The organism is bacterium, from assembly GCA_026414725.1.
Classification (GTDB): domain Bacteria; phylum Ratteibacteria; class UBA8468; order B48-G9; family JAFGKM01; genus JAAYXZ01.
On record JAOAIL010000002.1, the window covers coordinates 140,653 to 160,561 of the forward strand.

Consider the following 19,909-nt stretch of genomic DNA (forward strand, 5'->3'; position numbering starts at 1 on the left):
AGAGAAAGAGTAAAATAGATAAATTTAGTTCTAATTTTGTTTTTTACTTTTGACTTGTTATAATATCTTTTGTGGATGCCAGAACTATGAAAATAGCCATTGTTACAGGACCGACTGGAGGACATTTCTTCCCAGGACTTGCTATTGCTGAACAGTTAAGGAATAAAAAGAATATTGAAATTTCTTTTTTTATACCTGGGAAAGATTATATTGTACGTTGGTTGAAACAAAAAGAGTTTAATTACAATATCATAGAAGATGTTAAAATCAGTATAAAAAAACCCTCTTCTTTTTTAAAACTTCTCTATCTCATATTTCGCACCTATAATATTCTCTTAAAGGGGAAATTTGATATAGTGGTAATTACAGGAAGTTATACAACCTTACCTTTTTTATTAGCATCATTCTTCTGCAATAAAAAAATTTTTGTTCATGAACAGAACGTTATTCCAGGAAAAATTACAAAACTTTCTCTTTTTATAGCAGACAGAATAGCTCTATCTTTCCCTACCACCATAATTAATAAAAAGAAAGTTATAATTACTGGTTTTCCTGTCCCTGAGGATTTTAAAAAGAAATATCAAAAAAAAGATGTCCTCTTGCAGTTTAATTTCAGTGAAGAGAACAAAACAGTTCTTATTCTTGGAGGGAGTCAAGGGGCATCTTTCTTAAATACACTGATAATTGAAAATATGGAATATTTAAGTAAAAAAAATCTTCAATTTATCCATCTCGCAGGTGGTAAAGATAAAAAACAGATATCATCAGCATATCAGAAACATGGAGTAAAATTTCATGTTTTTGATTTTTACTTTGATATGGCTAATCTTTATAGCATAACAGATATAGTAATATGCCGTGCTGGAGCAGGAACACTTGCAGAAATTTGTGAGTGGAAAATTCCTGCGATTGTCATTCCTTATCCTTATGCTGGAGGACATCAAAGATATAATGCGATTTACTTTGCAAAACAAGGTGGTTGTAATATACTGGAACAAAGCCAGGACTCTATAAAATTATTTCCTTATGTCTTTGAAAAAACATTACAAGAAATGGATATTATTAAAGAACAGATTAAAAAAATATCAATTGTAGATAATAATAACAAAAATATAAATGCAATAATGGAGTTATTGAAAAATGGAAAGTAATATACTTGAAAAAGCAAAAAGGATACATCTTATCGGGATAGGAGGAACCGGAATGAGTGGACTTGCAAAACTCCTCTCCACAATGAACAAAAAAATATCCGGTTCTGATAATAATCTTTCAAGAACTCTTGAGCAACTCAAAAGAAAAGGGATAAAGATTTTTTACCCTCAAAAAGAAGAAAACATACGTCAAGATATAGAACTGGTTGTTTATTCACATGCTATATTACCTGACAATCCAGAATATAAAAAAGCGATTGAATATAATATACCTCTTTTAAGTTATCCTGAAGCAATTGGCTATATTATGGATAAAAAAAGAGGCATTGCTATTGCTGGAACTCATGGAAAAACAACCACATCTTCTCTTATTGTTTCTATATTAAAAACATCAGGATTTTCCCCTTCTTTTCTTATCGGAGGGGAGATTAAAAATGTTGGTAATTCAGAAGCAGGAAAAAGTGACTTGTTAATAGTTGAGGCATGTGAATATAAAAGGTCCTTCCTTAATTACAAACCTGAAATAGGAGTAGTTACAGCAATAGAAGAGGACCATCTGGATTATTATAAAGATATAGAGGAAATAAAAAGTGCTTTCAGAGATTTTCTTAACAATATTAAGGGATTGATTGTATATTGTGCTGATGATAGAAATGTTACTGATGTTATAAAAACTATTACGAATAAGGACATGGGCTCTTATGGACTTGGAAATGGTAGTTGGAAGGCAAATAATATAAAATTTTCTAAAAAATTTTCAGAATTTGATTGTATCTTTAAAGGGAAAAAAGAAACCCATATAAAACTTGCTATTTCAGGTATCCATAACATTAGAAATGCACTTGCAGCAATTGCTGTCGCAAGATATTTAGATGTCCCATGGAAAAGTATAAAAAATGGATTGAAAAATTTTAATGGTGTACACAGAAGATGTGAAATAATCGGAAGAGCAGGGGGTGTGACCATACTGGACGATTATGGACATCATCCTACAGAAATAAGATATACCCTTAAGTGCATAAGAAATATGTTTCCTCATAACCGTCTCATAGTAGTTTTTCAACCACATCAATATAGCAGAACTAGATTTCTCCTTAAAGAATTTGCAATGTCTTTTTCAGATGCAGATAAAGTCGTAGTCCCAGATATATATTTTGTAAGAGATTCTGTAATAGAACAGAAACTTGTTAATGCCAGGATGCTTGTAGAAAAAATAAGAAAAAATGGGAAAGAAGCATTATATCTTCCAACTTTTGACGAAATTGTAGAATATCTGTATGAGATAACTAAAAAGGGCGATGTTATACTGACGATAGGGGCAGGTCCTGTGGATAAAGTAGCCCGGAGTATCTTTAAAAAACTTAAACAATATAAATAATGTTAAAAGAATATGAAGTTATGACTCGTGAAGAAATAGCAATTATTGAGAGAGAAACAGAAGAGGTATATGGCATAAGCCGTTTAATTCTTATGGAAAATGCTGGAAGAACCCTTGCAGAGGTCATTAGAAATAGATTTCCTACAGATAAACAAATATGTATAGTAGCAGGTAAGGGAAATAATGGTGGAGATGGATTTGTAGCAGGAAGATATCTTTTTAACAGTGGAATGAATGTAAAAGTTATCTATACTGACCCTCCCGAAAAATTTTCATCTTTATGCTTTACAAACTATCAAATTTTGTGTAAAATGGGAATTGATAATTTTATATTTAAAAGGGATTTAGACATTTTAAAAATTTTAGAAAAATCAGATGTTATTATAGATGCAGTTTTGGGAACAGGGATAAAAGGAAATGTTACAGGAACATCAGCAGAGGTAATATCTTTAATAAATGAAAGCAAGAAGTTTGTTGTATGTGCTGATATTCCTTCAGGTCTGGATGCAGATACAGGAATTGTAATGGGAGAGTGTGTCAAAGGAAATATTACTGTAAGTTTTGGATTTGCAAAAAAGGGATTTTATATAAACAATGGACCTGAATACTGTGGAGAAATAATTGTTACAGATATAGGATTTCCACGTTTCTTTTATAAAAGGGAAGGTAAAAAATGAAAAAATTAAAAACCGGTCTTGTTATATTCATAATTTATAGCGCCATAATTCTGGGAAAGACAGATATTGAAGTAACAGAAGGATTGAAGTCAGGTACTTTTCAGAAAAAAATCGACCTTATTGAGAGAATTGAAAGATCAAAAGATAAGATATACCTCCCTAACCTTGGTGAAATAATAACCTCCGATAAAAATGAAGAAATAAGAAGTAGAGCAACTCTCGCTCTTTTGAATATAGGTGATTCTACCTGTATTCCCTATTTCAGAAATGCAATTGCTGATGACTACTGGCAGGTTCGTCTTTATGGCATTAAAGGACTGGTAAAGTATGGTACAGATGATACTATCATCCCTGATCTTAAACGAGCGATGAAAGATAGTTACTGGCAGGTTAGATATTACGCTGCCATAGGACTTGGTAAATATGGAGACGAAAAAATTCTATCAGACCTTTTAGATTATTCACTAGATAACAATGAAATGGTTAAGGGAGAAGTTCTATGGGCAATACTAACACTGATGGGTAGAGATGAAGCGAGAGCAATGTTTAAAAAATTCCCTGAAAGTAAAGTTAATCCCATATTTACCATATTAAAAAGCAATAATATTGAACTTAAATTGAGAAGTTTATGGTTATTAGAAGCCACAGGAGATAAAAGGGCAATTCCTTATTTTATAGAATTATTGTCTGACAAAAACGATGAGGTAAAAATTCATGCTCTCTGGGCACTTGAAAAGTTTAAAAGTGAAGATGGTGGAAAAGAAATAGAAGGACTTCTTATAGATGAATCTACAAAAATTAAGATAGAAGCGATAAAAACACTTGTAAATCTTAAAATGCAGGAAGGAACTGCCGGGTTAATAAAAGGACTTTCAGATAAAAATGAGTCAGTAAGGATATATTCCTTATGGGCGCTTGAAAAGTTTAGAGAGCCGGCTTCTTATCCTTACATTACTGAGTGTCTTTCAGACAATTCTGAAAGGGTAAGAGAATATGCTACGAGATTAATAGAACAGATGAAAGACCCTCTTTTTTATCCTGTGCTTGAAAGATTCATTGAAGATGTAAATAATCCTGTTGATGTTAGAACTAATGCGATTTCTATACTCGGTAAAATAGGTGATGAAACAGTAAAGGATTTCTTAATAGGACTGGTAAATAATTCTAATTCTGACATCAGATATTCAGCAATCAAAGCACTTTATAACATTGATAGATTTGATGAAAAATATCTAAAAATACTGGCTTATCTTGAAAATTACGATGGTTCTCCTCGGGTAAGAAAAGAATCTACAAATATAACTCAGAATATTACCAGACAGATGCAGATAAAATTAGCAGCTCCCACAGAAAATGAACGGCAGTTTGCCCTTAAAAAAATAGAATCTCTTATAGGATCAAGTAGTTTAAAAGAACTTCTCCTTAATATGGCTCACTCAAAATACCCTGAAGTAAGAGAAAAAATGTTAACGATAGTTAAAGAGAATCCTGATAAAATCTTCGGAGCAGAGGTAATAATAATGTTACAGGACAAAAACATTTCTATAAAAAAATTAGCAGCCATTGCTGTTGGCGAAATAAAAGATAAGCAATCAATACCTCTTTTAAGAACAGGACTTAAAAGTACTGACCCTGAATTGCAACTCATATGTGCGAGGTCTCTGGCAAATATGAAAATATCAGACGGATTTCCTGTAGCAGTTAAGTATCTAAATAGTGATGAATCAGTTCTTCAAAGAATATCTGCTGAAACACTTGCTCTTTTAAAGGATAAAAAAGCATCTTCTCTTCTGTTGAGAAATCTCGCTAATTCAGAACTTGATGTTAAAGTAGTTATTGCATGGGCATTAGCAAGGATGGGGGAAGAAAAGGGTTTAGATGTCCTTGTAAGATTATCAGAAGAAGCACTTGAACCTATCAGAACTACCGCAAACAGATATTTAATTGATCCAGAGATACCATCTCCAATAAGAAATAAAATACCCCTGTTAAGAGAAAAAATCTATATTGAAAAGTTAGGTATCAGAGAGGTCTCTCCAAAAAGATTAACTGCTACCTTTATATCGTCACCTGTGGAAATAGATGGACTTGATAAAGAAAATTTCTGGGCGTCCAGTGAAAAAGCAGAAATGTTTATTGAATTAGAAGAAGATAAAATCAAAACCTCTATTGCTACAACAGTAAAGGTTGTATATGACACAGATAATATCTATTTTCTTTTTATCTCTGAAGACCCAGATACTTCAAAAATTGATTTTAATTCAAGAGATATCATAACAATATCAATAAACCCTCTGAATTCAGCAAAGGAATGGTATCAATTCGTAGTACATCCTCTGGAACATATTAAATATTCTTATATATGGAAACTGTACAGGAATAATGAATCAGAAAGATTATGGACATCTAAATGGAAGGTAAAAACGAATATCGAAAATAGAAGATGGCTTATGGAAATAGCAATTCCATTTGCAGATTTGAAAGTAGAAAGGGTTTCTCCGGAGGATATATGGAGTATAAATTTTCAAAGAGAATCACAACATATACCTTCCACATCGTGGAGTGGAAGGATAGACAATCCTGCACAGTTCGGAATTCTTTACTTTAAGGAGCAATAAAAATGTTTAGAAAACTTATATTATCGGTTTTTTTCATCTCTCTTATCACAGGTTATTGCCATTCCAGTAATTGGTTTGAAAAAAACAAAGAACTTTCTGTGGTCTTTCATAAAAATGTATGGCTATATATTGAAAATGCAAATAAAGCAGATAATGCTGGTAGAGTAAAAGAAGCAGATATGTGGCTTTCAAAAGCAGAAAAAAAGATAGAAGAAACAAGACCCTTTATTACAGGTAGCTGGCCTTCTGGTTGGCCATATGATACAAAAGCACTTGCTTTTCTTAAATATGCTACGCCTGATGCTTATCTATACAGAATTATAGGAGATTTTGCCTATGCACATAAAAAAATAAAAGAATCTCTTAACTACTACAACAAATACATCATTCATTCCATTATCCCTGATATATCGTATATGAATCAAGTGGCTGAAATATATGAAAAAGAAGGGATGTTAAAAGATGCAAGGATAATGTATGAAAGTATATTAAGGGCTATGGAAAACAAAAATTTTCATAGTGCTTCATTCAGTATTAACTATATCTCCAGGAAGATAAAAAATCTGGATATAAAAATGAAAAGAGCATCTATCTTTCCTTTAGATGTTTATTTTAGCAATATACCTGATTTTATAAAAAGCGACTTCCAGAAAATTTTCATTGATGAGATAAACAAAATAGAAAATTTTTCTATTATACCTAAAAATGCTTTTGAAAAGATAATGGCAGAAGAACAATTAACAGAGAGTGATTTACAGTATCCCGATGAATTATCTACTATAGGGAAGATATTGAATATTGATTATATACTACGACCTTCTTTAGCTAAAATAGAGACATATTATATCTTCCATGTTGACATCTTTGACACTTACAAGAAATCGTGGATTGACAGTTATGAGTATAAAACAGAATCTACTTTATATCTTTCAAATCTTATTCAGAGATTTACATCTCAGTTCAAAGGAACCGATATATCCGAGAATCTATTACTTCCTGAAACTGAATTTCTCTGGGAATATGAAATGGATAGTCCTGCAACAGATATGAAACTTTCTGAAAATGGAAAAAGGATAATCGTAGGATGTGAAAGTGGAAGGGTTTATATTCTTACATCAGGAGGGACTGTCCTGAAACAATTCAAATCATCTGAAAAAATTCTAAAGGTAGCAATTTCTCCCTGCGGTAATTACTATATGTGGTCTTCGCTTAACGGTATAGTATACTTCGCTGATACAAAAGGCATAATATGGACAGAAAAAACAGGAAACTATATAAGAGATATGGACATTTCTGAAGATGGACGATTTGCAGTTATAGGAATTAATGATATAGCATTATTCAAGGATATAAAGGGAGAAACATTCTGGAAAGAAAACTTACCTCAATGGATAACAAAGATAAAAATTACAGAGGACTCTCATACAATATTTATAGGGATGGAAAATGGAGAATACTGGTGTTTTTCAGACGAAGGTAATGTCCTGTGGAAGAAAAATTTCAATAACAGAATTACCGGTATAAGAACTACCGAAAATTATAATGTTGCAGTAACAGAGAAGGACAAAACATTTATATTAGACAATAATGGAAATGAAATTTTTAATTTTGAAGCAGGACAGGATGTTCAGTATTCTGCTTATAACCCAGAAATAATAAAATTAATGAGTGGTAAACGAGGAAGATATTTTTATTTCCTCTCTAACGATAAAAATCAGTTATGGGAATATAATATTAGAGAAAAAGTTGATTTCATAGATGCACTTTATGACGGCAGCATTATAGTAAGTATAGAAAGCAAAAATATATTTATTTTCAGGATAATCTGGAGATAACAGGAGGTAAGATATGTTAAGAGTAGGAATTATAGGAGCAGGATTTATGGGAGGTATGCATGCAACTGTTTATAGTCAACTTCCCGATGTTAAAATTATGGGTATTGCAGATATCAGGGGAGAAAAAGCAAAATCACTTGCTACAAAATTCAAATCAATCGCTTATTTTGATCCACAACAACTTCTTGATAGAGAAGATATTACAGTTATTGATATATGCCTTCCCACTTTCCTCCATAAGGAATTTGTAATCAAATCAGCTGAAAGGAGCAAAGATATCATTTGTGAAAAACCCATTGCACTCACAATTGAAGATGCAGATGAAATGATAAATACTTGTAAAAAATATAAAGTAAGATTTATGGTAGCGCAGGTTATAAGATTCTGGGCAGAGTATAAATTCCTTAAAGAAGTTTACGATAGGAAAAAATATGGTGAACTTCTTACCCTTTCTTGCAAAAGAATATCTCCATTACCTACATGGGGATGGCAGGACTGGTTACTGGATAGCGATAAATCTGGAGGTGCACTGATAGACCTTCATATTCATGATACAGATTTCATCTGTTATCTCTTAGGGAAAAAACCCAAAAAAATATACTCCAGGACTATTAATAGGGAACGACCTTATGCTCATATATATACAACTTTTACATTTGATAATGACCTCATAATAACTGCTGAAGCAGGATGGGACTATCCTTCTAACTTCCCATTTGAAATGAGTTACCTCGCTAAATTTGAAAAAGCAGTAGTTGAGTTTAATTCAAGAAATACTCCATCTCTTGTTGTATATGAATCTACAGGTAAAATAGAAAGACCTGTATTTGAGAAGGTAAAAGCAGAAGGAGTGGGTGGTAATATTGACGACCTCGGTGGATATTTTTATGAACTTAGATACTTCGTTGACCACATAATCCATAACAAACCTTTTAATGTTATAACACCAGAAGAAGCGAGGGACTCCCTTGCAGTGGCACTAAAGGAAAAAGAATCCGCGGATAAAGGAGTTGAGGTCTCACTATAAACCTATCGTTTTAATAGCACACTGAGTAGTGAAACTATACCTATGAAATCAGGATATGTCTCAATCATCGGGAAACCAAATGTTGGAAAATCAACTCTTATAAATTCATTACTCAACCGTAAAGTTTCCATTGTTTCACCAAGACCTGCCATTACGAGAATACGGGTGTTAGGAATATACAATTCTGAAGAAGGACAGATTGCTATCCTTGATACTCCGGGTTTTGAAGAGGTCCATAATGAACTCGGCAGGACGATGCAAAAAACTATAATTAATTCTATTGAAGAATCAGACATAGTTATGCCAGTAATAGAATCTCGTGGATGGGGAAAAGAAGATGAAAGAATAATGGAAGTGTTAAATAAATTTAACAAAAAAAGTATTCTTGTAATAAATAAAATAGACCTGTTACCACATAAAGAAATGTTATTACCTCTTATCAGGGATAGTAATGAAAAATATGAATTTCTTGATATAGTTCCTGTTTCTGCCTTAAAAAACAAAAATATAGATGCCTTACGTAGATGTATTTTCTCTCATCTTCCTGAAGGAGAGAAATTATTCCCTGAAGATATGGAAACCAATATACCATTGCAGTACACAATCGCTGAAATAATAAGGGAAAAAGCAGTTAATAAAACATACCAAGAAGTTCCTCAATCAATAGCCGTAGAGGTGGAAGATATGAAACAGGGGAACAAAAATAAAGATATGATAGTCATAAAAGCAAATATTATTGTTGATAGAGAGAATCTCAAACACATAATTATCGGTAAAAATGGTTCTAAACTGAAAGAAATAGGTCAAACATCAAGAAAAGAAATAGAAATTATAACAGGGAAAAAAGTATATCTTGAATTATGGGTAAAGGTTATAGAGCACTGGAGAGAAAGACCTGATATATTTAGAAAATTTGGCTACGGAGATATATAATTTTTTCTTAATCCTTCCACATAAAAGATAGACAATCAAACCTGTAAGTGGTAAAATTGATATTATGTTGCGCGAATTATTAAGCCCGGAAATAAAAGAACTTATTGAGACTAAAAACTGGAGAATCCTTAAAGATATTCTTTCTGAATGGACAGCCCAGGATATAGCAGACCTTATACACAATGTTAGTGAAGATGAGGGTATTATTATTTTTCGCCTTCTCCCCCGTGACCTTGCAGCAGATGTTTTCAGTGAACTTGACTCCGGTGAACAGAAAAAATTACTAAGGCAGATGAGTAATGACCATATAAAAGAGATATTCCTTGAACTTCCCCCTGATGATAGAACCGATATATTTGAAGAACTACCAGCAAAAGTAACAAAACGGCTTCTTAATCTTCTTCCTCCTGAGGAGAGAAAAGAAGCGATGCAACTTTTAGGTTATCCTGAAGACAGTGTTGGAAGGTTAATGACCCCTGACTATGTGGCAATAAAACAGACATGGACAGTAGAAAAAGCATTACAGCATATAAGGAAATTTGGTAAAGAAGCTGAAACAATCAACGTAGTTTATGTAATTGACGAAAAAGGAAAGTTGCTTGATGATGTCTTCTTAAGCACGTTGATTCTTTCAGAACCAAATGAGCCAATAAGCAATCTAATGGACTTTCATTTTGTAGCAATTGAAGTTAATAAAGACCAGGAAGAAGCAGCAAACTTAATGAGGAAATATGACCTGATTGTTTTACCGGTCACTGACAAAGATGGGATTTTACTTGGAATAGTTACTGTTGATGATGTATTAAATGTTGTTGAGCAAGAACATACAGAAGATGTTACTAAAATGTTTGCTATAACTCCGGAAACAGCAGGTGTTGAAATGATAACAGACCTTTTAGGAACACCTGTTAAAAATCTTTATAGAAGCAGGATAACATGGCTTGCTTTCTTATTGTTTATGGATTTATTTACAGGAAGCATCATAAATAGATTTAACGAGATGATTGCAAAATATGTTGTCCTCGTAACTTTTCTACCTGTACTTGTAGATACAGCAGGGAATGCAGGAAGTCAATCAGCAACTCTGGTAATACGGTCAATGGCTCTCGGAAAAATAAAAATGAAAGATTGGCTTAAAATGTTCGGGAAAGAAATTTTCATTGCTCTACTTCTTGGACTGACAATGGGATTTGGTATATCTTTCATGGGAATAATAAGGGGTGGTTTTGATATCTGTAAAATTGTTGTTACAGCAATGATTCTAAATGTCGTAGCAGGATGTTTAATGGGGATGACTTTACCATTTATATTCACTAAATTCAGACAGGACCCTGCAACAGCAAGCGCCCCTTTAATTACAACACTCGCTGATATTATGGGCACAGGAATATACTTTACAATAGCAATGTTTATGCTTAAATAATCTCTCTGTTCCTATACAAAAATTCATTTTATCTTCTTTTTCACTTTTTCCCATTCATCTTTAAGTGTTACTGTTCTATTAAAAATTGGATAGGCAGGTTGTGTATCAGGGTCAACACAGAAATATCCGAGTCGTTCAAACTGAAATATATCTCCAGTTTTAACATCTCTAAGTGATGGTTCTAATTTACAGTGCTTTAATACCTTCAAAGAATCAGGGTTAAGATTCACTTTAAAACTACTCCCTTCAGGAACATCCAGAGGGTTTTCTTTAATGAAAAGTCGTTCATATAGCCTTATCTCTCCATCTATACAGTTCTTTTGGGATACCCAGTGTAATGTTGCCTTTATCTTTCTTCCATCAGGGGCATTACCTCCTTTTGTAGAAGGATCATAGGTACAGTGAATCTCAATAATATCCCCATTCTTATCTTTTATTACATTCACGCACTTTATAAAATACGCATATCTAAGACGAATTTCTCTTCCAGGAGAGAGCCGATAAAACTTAGGTACTGGTTCTTCCATAAAATCATCTTTTTCAATGTATATTACCTTTGAAAAAGGGATTTTTCTTGTTCCAGCAGAAGCATCTTCAGGATTATTTATTGCTTCAACTTCTTCTGTTCTATCCTCTGGATAATTCACTATTACAACTTTCAGTGGATTTAAAACAGCCATTCTTCTTATTGCTATTCTATTAAGTTCTTCCCGGACAAAATGTTCTAAAAGTTCTATATCTACAACACTTTCTGTTTTTGCTACTCCTATACTGCTACAGAACTTCCTTATCGCTGAAGGTGGATACCCCCTTCTTCTCATCCCTGAAAGTGTCGGCATTCTTGGGTCATTCCATCCACTAACATAACCATCCGTGACCAGTTCAAGAAGCATCCTCTTGCTCATTACTGTATAGGTAAGGTTAAGGCGTGCAAATTCTATCTGTCTTGGATGATGTATTCCTAACTGTTCTATAAACCAGTCATATAAAGGCCTGTGGTCTTGAAACTCCAGTGTACATATGGAATGTGTAATTCCTTCAAGTGAATCACTCTGTCCATGTGCCCAGTCGTAGGTAGGATATATACACCATTTATCTTTTGTTCTATGATGATTCACATGCATAATTCTGTACATAACAGGGTCTCTCATATTAAGATTTGGAGAAGACATATCTATTTTTGCTCTTAAAACCATTGAACCATCCGGATATTTACCTTCTCGCATTTCTTTGAATAATCTTAGATTTTCTTCTACAGGACGGTTTCTATAAGGACTTTCTTTCCCTGGTTCTGTCAGTGTTCCCCTGTATTCTCTTATTTGGTCAGGGGTTAATTCACACACATATGCCTTATCTTTTTTTATCAATTCTATTGCCATATCATAAAGTTTTTCAAAATAGTCAGATGCATAATATTCTCTATCTTCCCAGTCATATCCAAGCCACTTGATATCTTCTTTTATTGCATTTACATATTCCTCCTCTTCCTTTGTAGGATTAGTATCATCAAATCTAAGATTACACTTACCCCCATATTCTTTTGCAATTTCAAAATTTAGACATATTGCTTTTGCATGCCCTATATGTAGATAACCATTAGGTTCAGGAGGAAATCTTGTATTTACCTTTTTATATCTACCTTCTTTTAAATCGTTTTTTATAATTTCTCTTATGAAATCTATTCTTTCTCTTTTCATTCTAACCTCTTTTCTGTTAATATAACATTATAAAACATATGTCTAAAAATGGAAAAAGTTCTTATAATAAGATACGGTGGATTAGGAGATATTATAACAACTTTACCTGTTATACAATCACTCAAAAATAATAGATATTTAGTTATTATAGCATCCAATAACCGTTATAAAAAACTCTGTTTGAAACATATGAATATTGATGGTTTTATCTCTGTTGATAGTACTTTTTTGCTTCCTCTCTTTTCAGGAGAAAAAGAAACAAATCTTATTAATTTTCTTAAACAGTTTGACATTATTATATCTTATACAGATGAAAAAGAAGTTTTTTCAAAAACTCTTAAGGATATATTCAAAGGGAGAATATTCTTTCATCCAGTCACTCCTGAAAAGATAAAACAACACATAATAAAGTACTTACTTGAACCTATTAAGAACCTCAACATTACCATATCGGAATTACCTTTACTAAAGGTAAATCCCTTATCTGAAAAAGAATTTTTTATTATTCATCCAGGAAGTGGTAGCCCTTATAAAAACTGGGGAAAGGACAAATTTTTAGAAGTATATAAGAAGTTATCTATCAACATAAGAGGTCTTATTCTTTTGGGATATGCTGAAAAAGAACAGCGGGAGTTCTGGTATAACAACATCCCTTCCTCCAATATAGTGGAATCTGAAAATATAGAGAAAGTATTATCTTATGTAGAAAAGACATCTTTTTATATTGGTAATGACTCTGGTATCTCGCACCTATTTTCTGCTGCAGATATTCCATCGGTTGTTATCTTCGGGCCCACTTCTCCATATATATGGTCTCCTTCAGGTAAAAATGTTAGAATAATATACAGTAATATTGCTTGTAGTCCCTGTATTCCAGCAAAGAGAAAATTATGTAATGATAAAATCTGTCTGAAATCTATAAGTGTTGAAGATGTACTAAATGAACTAGAGATGTTATGGAAAAAGCCATAAATTTCAAAAGTGGTAGATATAAACTTTTTGGAGTTCTACATATACCTGATAAAGGGGAAAAACCATATCCTGTAGTAATAATGTTCCACGGATTTACAGGACATAAAGCAGAGACACACTTTCTATTCACAAAAATAGCACGATATCTTACTTCTAAAAATATTGCTGCGTTACGATTTGATTTTATGGGTTCCGGAGATAGCGAGGGGAAATTTGAAAACATGACATTATTCACAGAAATACAAGATGGCAAGAATGCAATAAAATACATTATGAATGATAAAACATTTGATGAAAGGAGGATTGGTATTATAGGACTATCAATGGGTGCTATCACAGCAAGTTATGTAGCGACAGATTATAAAACAAGGGCATTGGTATTGTGGTCTCCATTAGCATACCCTGAATTGATTAATAAAAGAATCCTTACAAGAGCACTGGTAAAAAAGTTAAAAACACAAGGGAAGATATATCCACCTGGAATGGGACATTACCTAGGAAAAGGTTTTTTTGAATCAATAAAACATATAAAGCCACTTGAGATGACAGAACTATACTCTGGGAATGCACTTATTATACATACGAAGGACGATTCTACAGTACCTATTGACCATGCATTCTCTTATTTTGAAAAATTACACAATAGAGCAATTATGCCACGGTTTGTTATAATTGCAGAAGGAGGACACACATTTACAACTGAGTATTCAGAAAAAACAGTTATAGAAAAAACATCTGATTTCCTTCAGGAAACATTGTTATAACTTGTCTATATTTAGTATCTGTTTTATAATCTATCATTATGAATAAATTCTCTATATTATTTTATGGACAAAATATTACAAACATTTCATTACAACTCCCTGTATGGATACAGAAAAAAATTATAGGAATTACCTTATTGCAGATATTAATGTCTGTGATTTTTATTTTTTCAGGTTTTTTTCTTAAAAAACTATCAGACCATATCTTTGAGAAACATCTTATTCCATTTTTCAAAAGAACCCGACCCGATTTAGACCATCTGTTTATTGAAGCATTGAGCAGACCATTAGGATTTCTCTTCTTACTTGCCGGTATCTCGTCTACTATTGCAGTACTTCCATTACCTACACAGCCAGATATAAACGGTTTTGTAATGAACTTCCTTAAGGTTATACTGGCATTTATTTTTCTCTGGTTTCTATTCAGAATTGTTGATATTGGTATACAATCCCTTACTAAAATTGTCAGTAGAAACGAATCAAAACTTGACGAGCAGATGATTCCTTTTATAAGCAAGTCCGTGAAAATTGTTATAACTATCTTGCTCCTACTCTGGATATTACAACTCGCTGGATATAATATATCCAGTTTACTTGCAGGACTTGGTATAGGAGGTCTTGCTGTTGCACTAGCTTTACAGGACACCCTTTCTAATTTTTTTGGTTCTGTTGCCATATTTGCTGACAAACCATTCGGAATAGGGGACATAGTAAAAATAGGGGACTTTCAGGGAACTGTAGAAGAAATTGGATTTCGTTCAACCCGTATAAGAACACTTGAAGCAACTCTCGTTTCCATACCTAACAAAACTATTGCTAATTCTATGATAGAAAACCTTTCAAAAAGAGAAAAAGTGAAAGTATTTCAAACCATAGGTATACCTTATAATACAACTACAGAACAAATAAAAGAAGTCGTTTCATCAATAAGAACAATCATTCGGAGTGATGCTAATGTTGAAACTGAAAACATTATTGTAAACTTTTCTAACTTTGGTAATTACAGTTTAGAAATTACAGTAACCTATTTCATAAAAGGCACTGACTATAAAGAATACCTTGCTGTTAAAGAAAGAATTAACCTTGCTATTATGAAACGATTAGAAGAGATTGGTATTCCTATTGCATTTCAATCAACATCTCTTATAGAAAATAGTGCTAAAAAATCTATAAACTCATTAAAAACAGAGAAAAAAAACAAAAAAGAAAAAGAGGGTGAAGACCTTCCATTTTAGAAACATTAAACAATAAATAGAAAAATGTATCAATAATGATTTTAAGTTTTTACTCATTATATCTATGATTCTTCTAATAAATCCATGGATATATGACTTTGCTGCATATGATATGTGGATGATGTCTCTCGGATTACTTCATATAGGAGCACTACTTAAAAAACAGGGATTTGAAGTAAAATTTATTGACCTGCTTGATGTAAATTATGATACAAACTACTTTGGAGTGAAGCGAAAAAAAACAGGGGAGGGGAACCTTCCATATCAAGAAATAGAGCGCCCCAAAATACTAAAAGATATTCCAAGGCGATATAAAAGATATGGTATCCCTGAAGAGATATTTATAAAAGAACTGGAAAAGTTACCAGAAAAATTAGAAGCAATCTTCATAACCTCTAAAATGACCTATTGGTATCCAGGAATATTTAAAACCATTGAAGTACTCAGAAAAATTTTCCCTGAAACAAAAATAATTCTTGGAGGGACATATGCAAAACTCCTTCCTGAACATGCAAAAAAATTTTCAGGAGCAGATGTTGTTATCTCAAATGAAGCGCCTGATAATGATACTATTTTAAGTAATATACTTAATAAAAAAGTTAAAATATTCAGCAATCCTATTACTCCTGATCATTATGAGATAGAACTCAATTTACTACTAAAAGTGAATTTTCTACCACTAATTTCTACTATCGGATGTCCGTTTAGATGTACCTATTGTGCTTCCCATAAACTATTTTCATCCTTCATTTGCTTTAATCCAGAAAAAGTTTTCCAGCAATTACTCATCTGGTATGAAAAATATAATGTAAAAAATATAACTATATTTGATGACGCTTTCCTTGTAAACACAGAAAATGTTAAAAAATTACTCACCCTCCTTATAAATTCAGGAAATATATTTCGCATTCATACTCCTAACGCACTACATCCCCGATATATTGACATGGAAATGGCAGACCTCATGAAAAAAGCAGGGTTCCATACTCTACGGCTGGGCTTGGAAACCTCTAATGAGAATTTCCAAGTAATATCAGGAGGTAAGGTCTCTTCTAAAGATTTTGTAAAGGCAGTAAAGAATCTTCACTGTGCGGGATTTAAACCAGAAAATATAGGTGTATATATTATGGCTGGACTACCATTCCAGAAAAAAGAAGATGTTATAAACACAATAAAATTTGTTCTTGATACAGGGGCAATGCCAAAAATTGCTGAATATTCTCCTGTCCCTGGGACAAAAATGTTTGAAGAAGCAAAGAAATGTTCCCCTTTCAATCTTGAAGAACCACTTTTTCAAAACAATACAATACTACCCTGTAGATGGAATGGATTTACTTATGATGACCTCAATGAGATAAAACTCTCTTTAAAAGGAGTTTAAACATCTATAACAAATCTTGACCATCTTCCACTTTCAGGGTATATTTTATATTCTAAAAGAAGGAGGGTAGTATGCCAACCTATGAATATGAATGCACAAAATGCGGATATAAATTTGAAAAATTCCAGAAAATGACAGAACAACCGGTATCAAAATGTCCGGAATGCAAGGGTAAAGTAAAACGTCTTATTGGACTGGGTGGAGGAGTAATATTTAAGGGACCTGGTTTTTACACAACAGAATACAGAAGTGAGAATTATAAAAGAAGAGAAAGAGAAGAAAAGACAGGTGTTGCTAGCAGTACAGGTAGCAGTTCTTCTTCATGTTCCAGTTGTTCAGCAAGTTCCTGTTCAACCTGTAAAAAATAACTATTTTGTGGTATAATAAAAATAATTCCGGCGTAGCTCAACGGTGGAGCAAGCGGCTGTTAACCGCAAGGCTGTAGGTTCGAATCCTACCGCCGGAGCCATTTTGGTATATTTCGGGCACATCCTTAACACAATATTCCGGGCACATAGTTTACAGTTTATAGTATATTCTTTCCTTTCGTAGTAAAATTATAATGTTATGCAAAAACCTAAAATTGTTTTAAGTAGGTGTTTTTCTGAGCCAGTGAGATATAATGGAGAGAGGGTTAATAATAATTTTGTGAATAGATTAAAAGAATTTGTTGACTTTATTGACTTCTGTCCTGAAGTTGACACAGGACTTGGAGTACCGAGAAAAAGAGTTTCTATTATAGAGATAGATGGTCTCAAGAAACTAATTCAGACCGAAACAGGAAAAGATTTAACAGATATAATTACAGAATACAGTCAAAAAGTTATAAATTCTTTAAAAGAAATTGATGGATTTATTCTGAAAGCAAAATCACCTTCCTGCGGTGTGGGGTCAGCCAGATTATATAGAAATAATTCCTTTATAGGTAAAACATCCGGATTTTTTGCAGAAAAAATTAAAAACCATTTTTATTACCTGCCTGTTGAAGATGAAAACAGACTAAGGGATGAAAGTATAAGAGAACACTTCCTCATAAGGATTTTTGCATTTGCTGAATTAAGAGCATTACTTAACAATCCAACCCCAAAAAATCTGGTTGATTTTCATACAAGATATAAATATCTCCTTATGACATACAGCCAGAGATATTTGAAAGAGATTGGACAGATTGTAGCAGATAATAGTATACCATTTGAAGAAAAAATTATCAGATACAGACAGAAATTTTATGAAAGTTTTTTGAGAAAGCCATCTCCTAAAAGACATATCAATACCCTGATGCATATAACTGGATATATTTCAAAAAATTTAAACCCAGAAGAAAAAAAACATCTGCACAGTTTAATAGAAAGATATATTAAAGGTAGATTACCACTGAATGTAATAACTGAACTGCTAAAAAGTTTTGTTTACAGATTTGGAAATGAATATCTTCTTTATCAGAAATATCTCCATCCCTATCCTGAAGAATTAAATGTATAAAAGGGCTATATACTGGTTTAAGAGAGATTTGCGTATTGAAGATAACAAAGCATTTCTTGAATGTTGTAAACAATCTAAAGAAGTAATCCCTGTATTTATATTCACTCCTGAACTACTTGAAAAATTTAAGGCATATGATAGTAGATTGGGATTTATTATAGGTTGTTTGAAAAATTTATCAGAGATAATAAGAAGCAGGGGAGGTAATCTTTTCTGTTATTATGACTCTCCAGTAAATATCTTTGATTATATTATATCCAGATATAAACCTGATGGTATATTTACCAACAAGGCATTTTCATGGTCGGGGGAAAAGATTGAAAAAGAAGTAGAGATTTTTAGTAAGAAAAAAGGCATTTCCTTCCATCCAGTTTCTGATAATTTCCTTTCTTCAATAAACGAGATTCCTTATACAAAAGTTTATTCAAAATTCTATGAAAAATGGAAGAATATTCTTAATACTGTTATTTCCTCCGCGCCTGTAATTATAAAAACACCTTTAATAAAAGAACCTGATATTTATAACTGTATATCTAACTTAAAATTCAATAATAACACTTACTGGAATGTAAAATCTGGATTTAAAAAATTAGAAATATTCAATTTTACTGATTACGAAAATACCAGAAATAGAATTGATTTAGATGGGACATCTAAACTCTCTCCTTATATAAGGTTTGGGACACTTTCTCTCAGAAGGATATACAGAAATATCTTAAAAAAGACAGGTGAAAACTGCCAGTTTATTAAAGAACTGGCATGGCGAGAATTCTGGTACCATATAAAAATAAATTTTCAGGATTTTAATAATTTAGAGTTTCAGGAAAAAAGAAGAAATATAAAATGGCAGAATGATGAAAAACTTATAAATGCTTTTATGGATGCTAAAACAGGATATCCCATTATAGATGCATCTATAATTCAATTTAAAAAGGAAGGGTGGATGCATAACCGTTCAAGGATGATTGTTGCCAATTTCCTGACAAAAGATTTAATGGTGGACTGGAGAATTGGTGAGAAATTTTTTATGGAATACCTCCTGGATTATGATGAAGTTGTAAATGTTGGTAACTGGCAGTGGAGCGCCTCAGTTGGGCCTGACCCAAAACCATTAAGAATATTTAATCCTATCATTCAGGCTCAAAAATTTGACCCTGATGCTATATTTATAAAAAAATATTTACCTGAACTTAAAAACATTCCTTCTTATATGTTACATGACCCCATAAAATTTAATCTGCCTTATTATAAACCAGTAGTAAATCACTTTGAGAGAAGTATGCTTGTGAAAAAGTTTTATAGAATTACAGATTTGACAGGATAGCGAATAAAATGG

General features: G+C 32.5%; 16 protein-coding genes and 1 tRNA gene. 16 read left to right on the forward strand and 1 reads right to left on the reverse strand.

The annotated features are described in order from the left end of the window. The first annotated feature begins 86 nt into the window (after positions 1–86). The 8 genes from N3D17_01890 to mgtE all read left to right on the forward strand — a co-directional run bounded on the left by N3D17_01890 (position 87) and on the right by mgtE (position 11,042). On the forward strand, positions 87–1,151 hold the full coding sequence (locus N3D17_01890) for a UDP-N-acetylglucosamine--N-acetylmuramyl-(pentapeptide) pyrophosphoryl-undecaprenol N-acetylglucosamine transferase (GenBank protein ID MCX8082140.1): 1,065 nt from the start codon (positions 87–89) through the stop codon (positions 1,149–1,151). After that, the gene (gene murC / locus N3D17_01895) at positions 1,141–2,529 is read left to right on the forward strand and encodes a UDP-N-acetylmuramate--L-alanine ligase (protein MCX8082141.1); all 1,389 of its coding nucleotides are present in this window, start codon (positions 1,141–1,143) and stop codon (positions 2,527–2,529) included. The genes N3D17_01890 and murC overlap by 11 nt, the downstream gene beginning before the upstream one ends. Next, on the forward strand, positions 2,529–3,206 hold the full coding sequence (locus tag N3D17_01900) for an NAD(P)H-hydrate epimerase (protein MCX8082142.1): 678 nt from the start codon (positions 2,529–2,531) through the stop codon (positions 3,204–3,206). The genes murC and N3D17_01900 overlap by 1 nt, the downstream gene beginning before the upstream one ends. After that, positions 3,203–5,824, forward strand: a complete 2,622-nt coding sequence (locus tag N3D17_01905; protein MCX8082143.1) for a HEAT repeat domain-containing protein — start codon at positions 3,203–3,205, stop codon at positions 5,822–5,824. The genes N3D17_01900 and N3D17_01905 overlap by 4 nt, the downstream gene beginning before the upstream one ends. A gap of 2 nt (positions 5,825–5,826) precedes the next feature. After that, a complete protein-coding gene (locus N3D17_01910) occupies positions 5,827–7,659 on the forward strand; it encodes a hypothetical protein (GenBank protein ID MCX8082144.1) in 1,833 nt (610 codons plus the stop codon). Between the two features lie 13 nt (positions 7,660–7,672). After that, a complete protein-coding gene (locus tag N3D17_01915) occupies positions 7,673–8,686 on the forward strand; it encodes a Gfo/Idh/MocA family oxidoreductase (protein MCX8082145.1) in 1,014 nt (337 codons plus the stop codon). Positions 8,687–8,728: 42 nt separating this feature from the next. Then, the gene (gene era, locus N3D17_01920; protein ID MCX8082146.1) at positions 8,729–9,619 is read left to right on the forward strand and encodes a GTPase Era; all 891 of its coding nucleotides are present in this window, start codon (positions 8,729–8,731) and stop codon (positions 9,617–9,619) included. Between the two features lie 64 nt (positions 9,620–9,683). Next, on the forward strand, positions 9,684–11,042 hold the full coding sequence (mgtE, locus tag N3D17_01925; GenBank protein MCX8082147.1) for a magnesium transporter: 1,359 nt from the start codon (positions 9,684–9,686) through the stop codon (positions 11,040–11,042). A gap of 23 nt (positions 11,043–11,065) precedes the next feature. Here mgtE and N3D17_01930 read toward each other — a convergent pair whose 3' ends face one another. Beyond that, complete coding sequence (locus N3D17_01930; GenBank protein MCX8082148.1) at positions 11,066–12,739, reverse strand: glutamine--tRNA ligase/YqeY domain fusion protein; 1,674 nt, start codon at positions 12,737–12,739, stop codon at positions 11,066–11,068. Between the two features lie 48 nt (positions 12,740–12,787). Between N3D17_01930 and N3D17_01935 the strand changes: the two genes are divergently transcribed. The 8 genes from N3D17_01935 (at position 12,788) to N3D17_01970 (ending at position 19,897) form a co-directional block, all read left to right on the forward strand. Then, positions 12,788–13,711, forward strand: a complete 924-nt coding sequence (locus N3D17_01935; protein ID MCX8082149.1) for a glycosyltransferase family 9 protein — start codon at positions 12,788–12,790, stop codon at positions 13,709–13,711. After that, positions 13,696–14,475 carry an alpha/beta hydrolase gene (locus N3D17_01940; GenBank protein ID MCX8082150.1) on the forward strand — a complete coding sequence of 260 codons (780 nt, stop codon included), beginning with the start codon at positions 13,696–13,698 and terminating at the stop codon, positions 14,473–14,475. Before N3D17_01935 ends, N3D17_01940 begins: the two co-directional genes overlap by 16 nt. Before the next feature lie 149 nt (positions 14,476–14,624). Further along, positions 14,625–15,710: a mechanosensitive ion channel family protein gene (locus N3D17_01945; protein ID MCX8082151.1), complete on the forward strand. Its 1,086-nt coding sequence runs from the start codon at positions 14,625–14,627 to the stop codon at positions 15,708–15,710. Between the two features lie 64 nt (positions 15,711–15,774). Beyond that, positions 15,775–17,091, forward strand: coding sequence for a radical SAM protein (locus tag N3D17_01950; protein MCX8082152.1), 1,317 nt, complete (start codon positions 15,775–15,777; stop codon positions 17,089–17,091). A gap of 71 nt (positions 17,092–17,162) precedes the next feature. Beyond that, on the forward strand, positions 17,163–17,459 hold the full coding sequence (locus N3D17_01955) for a zinc ribbon domain-containing protein (GenBank protein MCX8082153.1): 297 nt from the start codon (positions 17,163–17,165) through the stop codon (positions 17,457–17,459). Positions 17,460–17,485: 26 nt separating this feature from the next. Next, positions 17,486–17,560 (forward strand) — tRNA-Asn (locus tag N3D17_01960). 98 nt (positions 17,561–17,658) lie between these two features. Continuing rightward, on the forward strand, positions 17,659–18,573 hold the full coding sequence (locus tag N3D17_01965) for a DUF523 and DUF1722 domain-containing protein (GenBank protein MCX8082154.1): 915 nt from the start codon (positions 17,659–17,661) through the stop codon (positions 18,571–18,573). Continuing rightward, positions 18,566–19,897: a DNA photolyase family protein gene (locus N3D17_01970; GenBank protein MCX8082155.1), complete on the forward strand. Its 1,332-nt coding sequence runs from the start codon at positions 18,566–18,568 to the stop codon at positions 19,895–19,897. Before N3D17_01965 ends, N3D17_01970 begins: the two co-directional genes overlap by 8 nt. Positions 19,898–19,909: the final 12 nt, after the last annotated feature.

Bases quoted from the DNA above. Each gene is read 5' to 3' on its own strand.
- era (MCX8082146.1), top strand. From the start codon at position 8,729: ATGAAATCAGGATATGTCTCAATCATCGGGAAACCAAATGTTGGAAAA.
- N3D17_01940 (MCX8082150.1), top strand. From the start codon at position 13,696: ATGGAAAAAGCCATAAATTTCAAAAGTGGTAGATATAAACTTTTTGGA.
- N3D17_01965 (MCX8082154.1), top strand. From the start codon at position 17,659: ATGCAAAAACCTAAAATTGTTTTAAGTAGGTGTTTTTCTGAGCCAGTG.
- N3D17_01910 (MCX8082144.1), top strand. From the start codon at position 5,827: ATGTTTAGAAAACTTATATTATCGGTTTTTTTCATCTCTCTTATCACA.
- N3D17_01950 (MCX8082152.1), top strand. From the start codon at position 15,775: ATGATTCTTCTAATAAATCCATGGATATATGACTTTGCTGCATATGAT.
- N3D17_01935 (MCX8082149.1), top strand. From the start codon at position 12,788: ATGGAAAAAGTTCTTATAATAAGATACGGTGGATTAGGAGATATTATA.
- N3D17_01930 (MCX8082148.1), bottom strand. From the start codon at position 12,739: ATGAAAAGAGAAAGAATAGATTTCATAAGAGAAATTATAAAAAACGAT.
- N3D17_01945 (MCX8082151.1), top strand. From the start codon at position 14,625: ATGTCTGTGATTTTTATTTTTTCAGGTTTTTTTCTTAAAAAACTATCA.
- N3D17_01905 (MCX8082143.1), top strand. From the start codon at position 3,203: ATGAAAAAATTAAAAACCGGTCTTGTTATATTCATAATTTATAGCGCC.
- N3D17_01970 (MCX8082155.1), top strand. From the start codon at position 18,566: ATGTATAAAAGGGCTATATACTGGTTTAAGAGAGATTTGCGTATTGAA.
- murC (MCX8082141.1), top strand. From the start codon at position 1,141: ATGGAAAGTAATATACTTGAAAAAGCAAAAAGGATACATCTTATCGGG.
- N3D17_01955 (MCX8082153.1), top strand. From the start codon at position 17,163: ATGCCAACCTATGAATATGAATGCACAAAATGCGGATATAAATTTGAA.
- mgtE (MCX8082147.1), top strand. From the start codon at position 9,684: ATGTTGCGCGAATTATTAAGCCCGGAAATAAAAGAACTTATTGAGACT.
- N3D17_01915 (MCX8082145.1), top strand. From the start codon at position 7,673: ATGTTAAGAGTAGGAATTATAGGAGCAGGATTTATGGGAGGTATGCAT.
- N3D17_01890 (MCX8082140.1), top strand. From the start codon at position 87: ATGAAAATAGCCATTGTTACAGGACCGACTGGAGGACATTTCTTCCCA.
- N3D17_01900 (MCX8082142.1), top strand. From the start codon at position 2,529: ATGTTAAAAGAATATGAAGTTATGACTCGTGAAGAAATAGCAATTATT.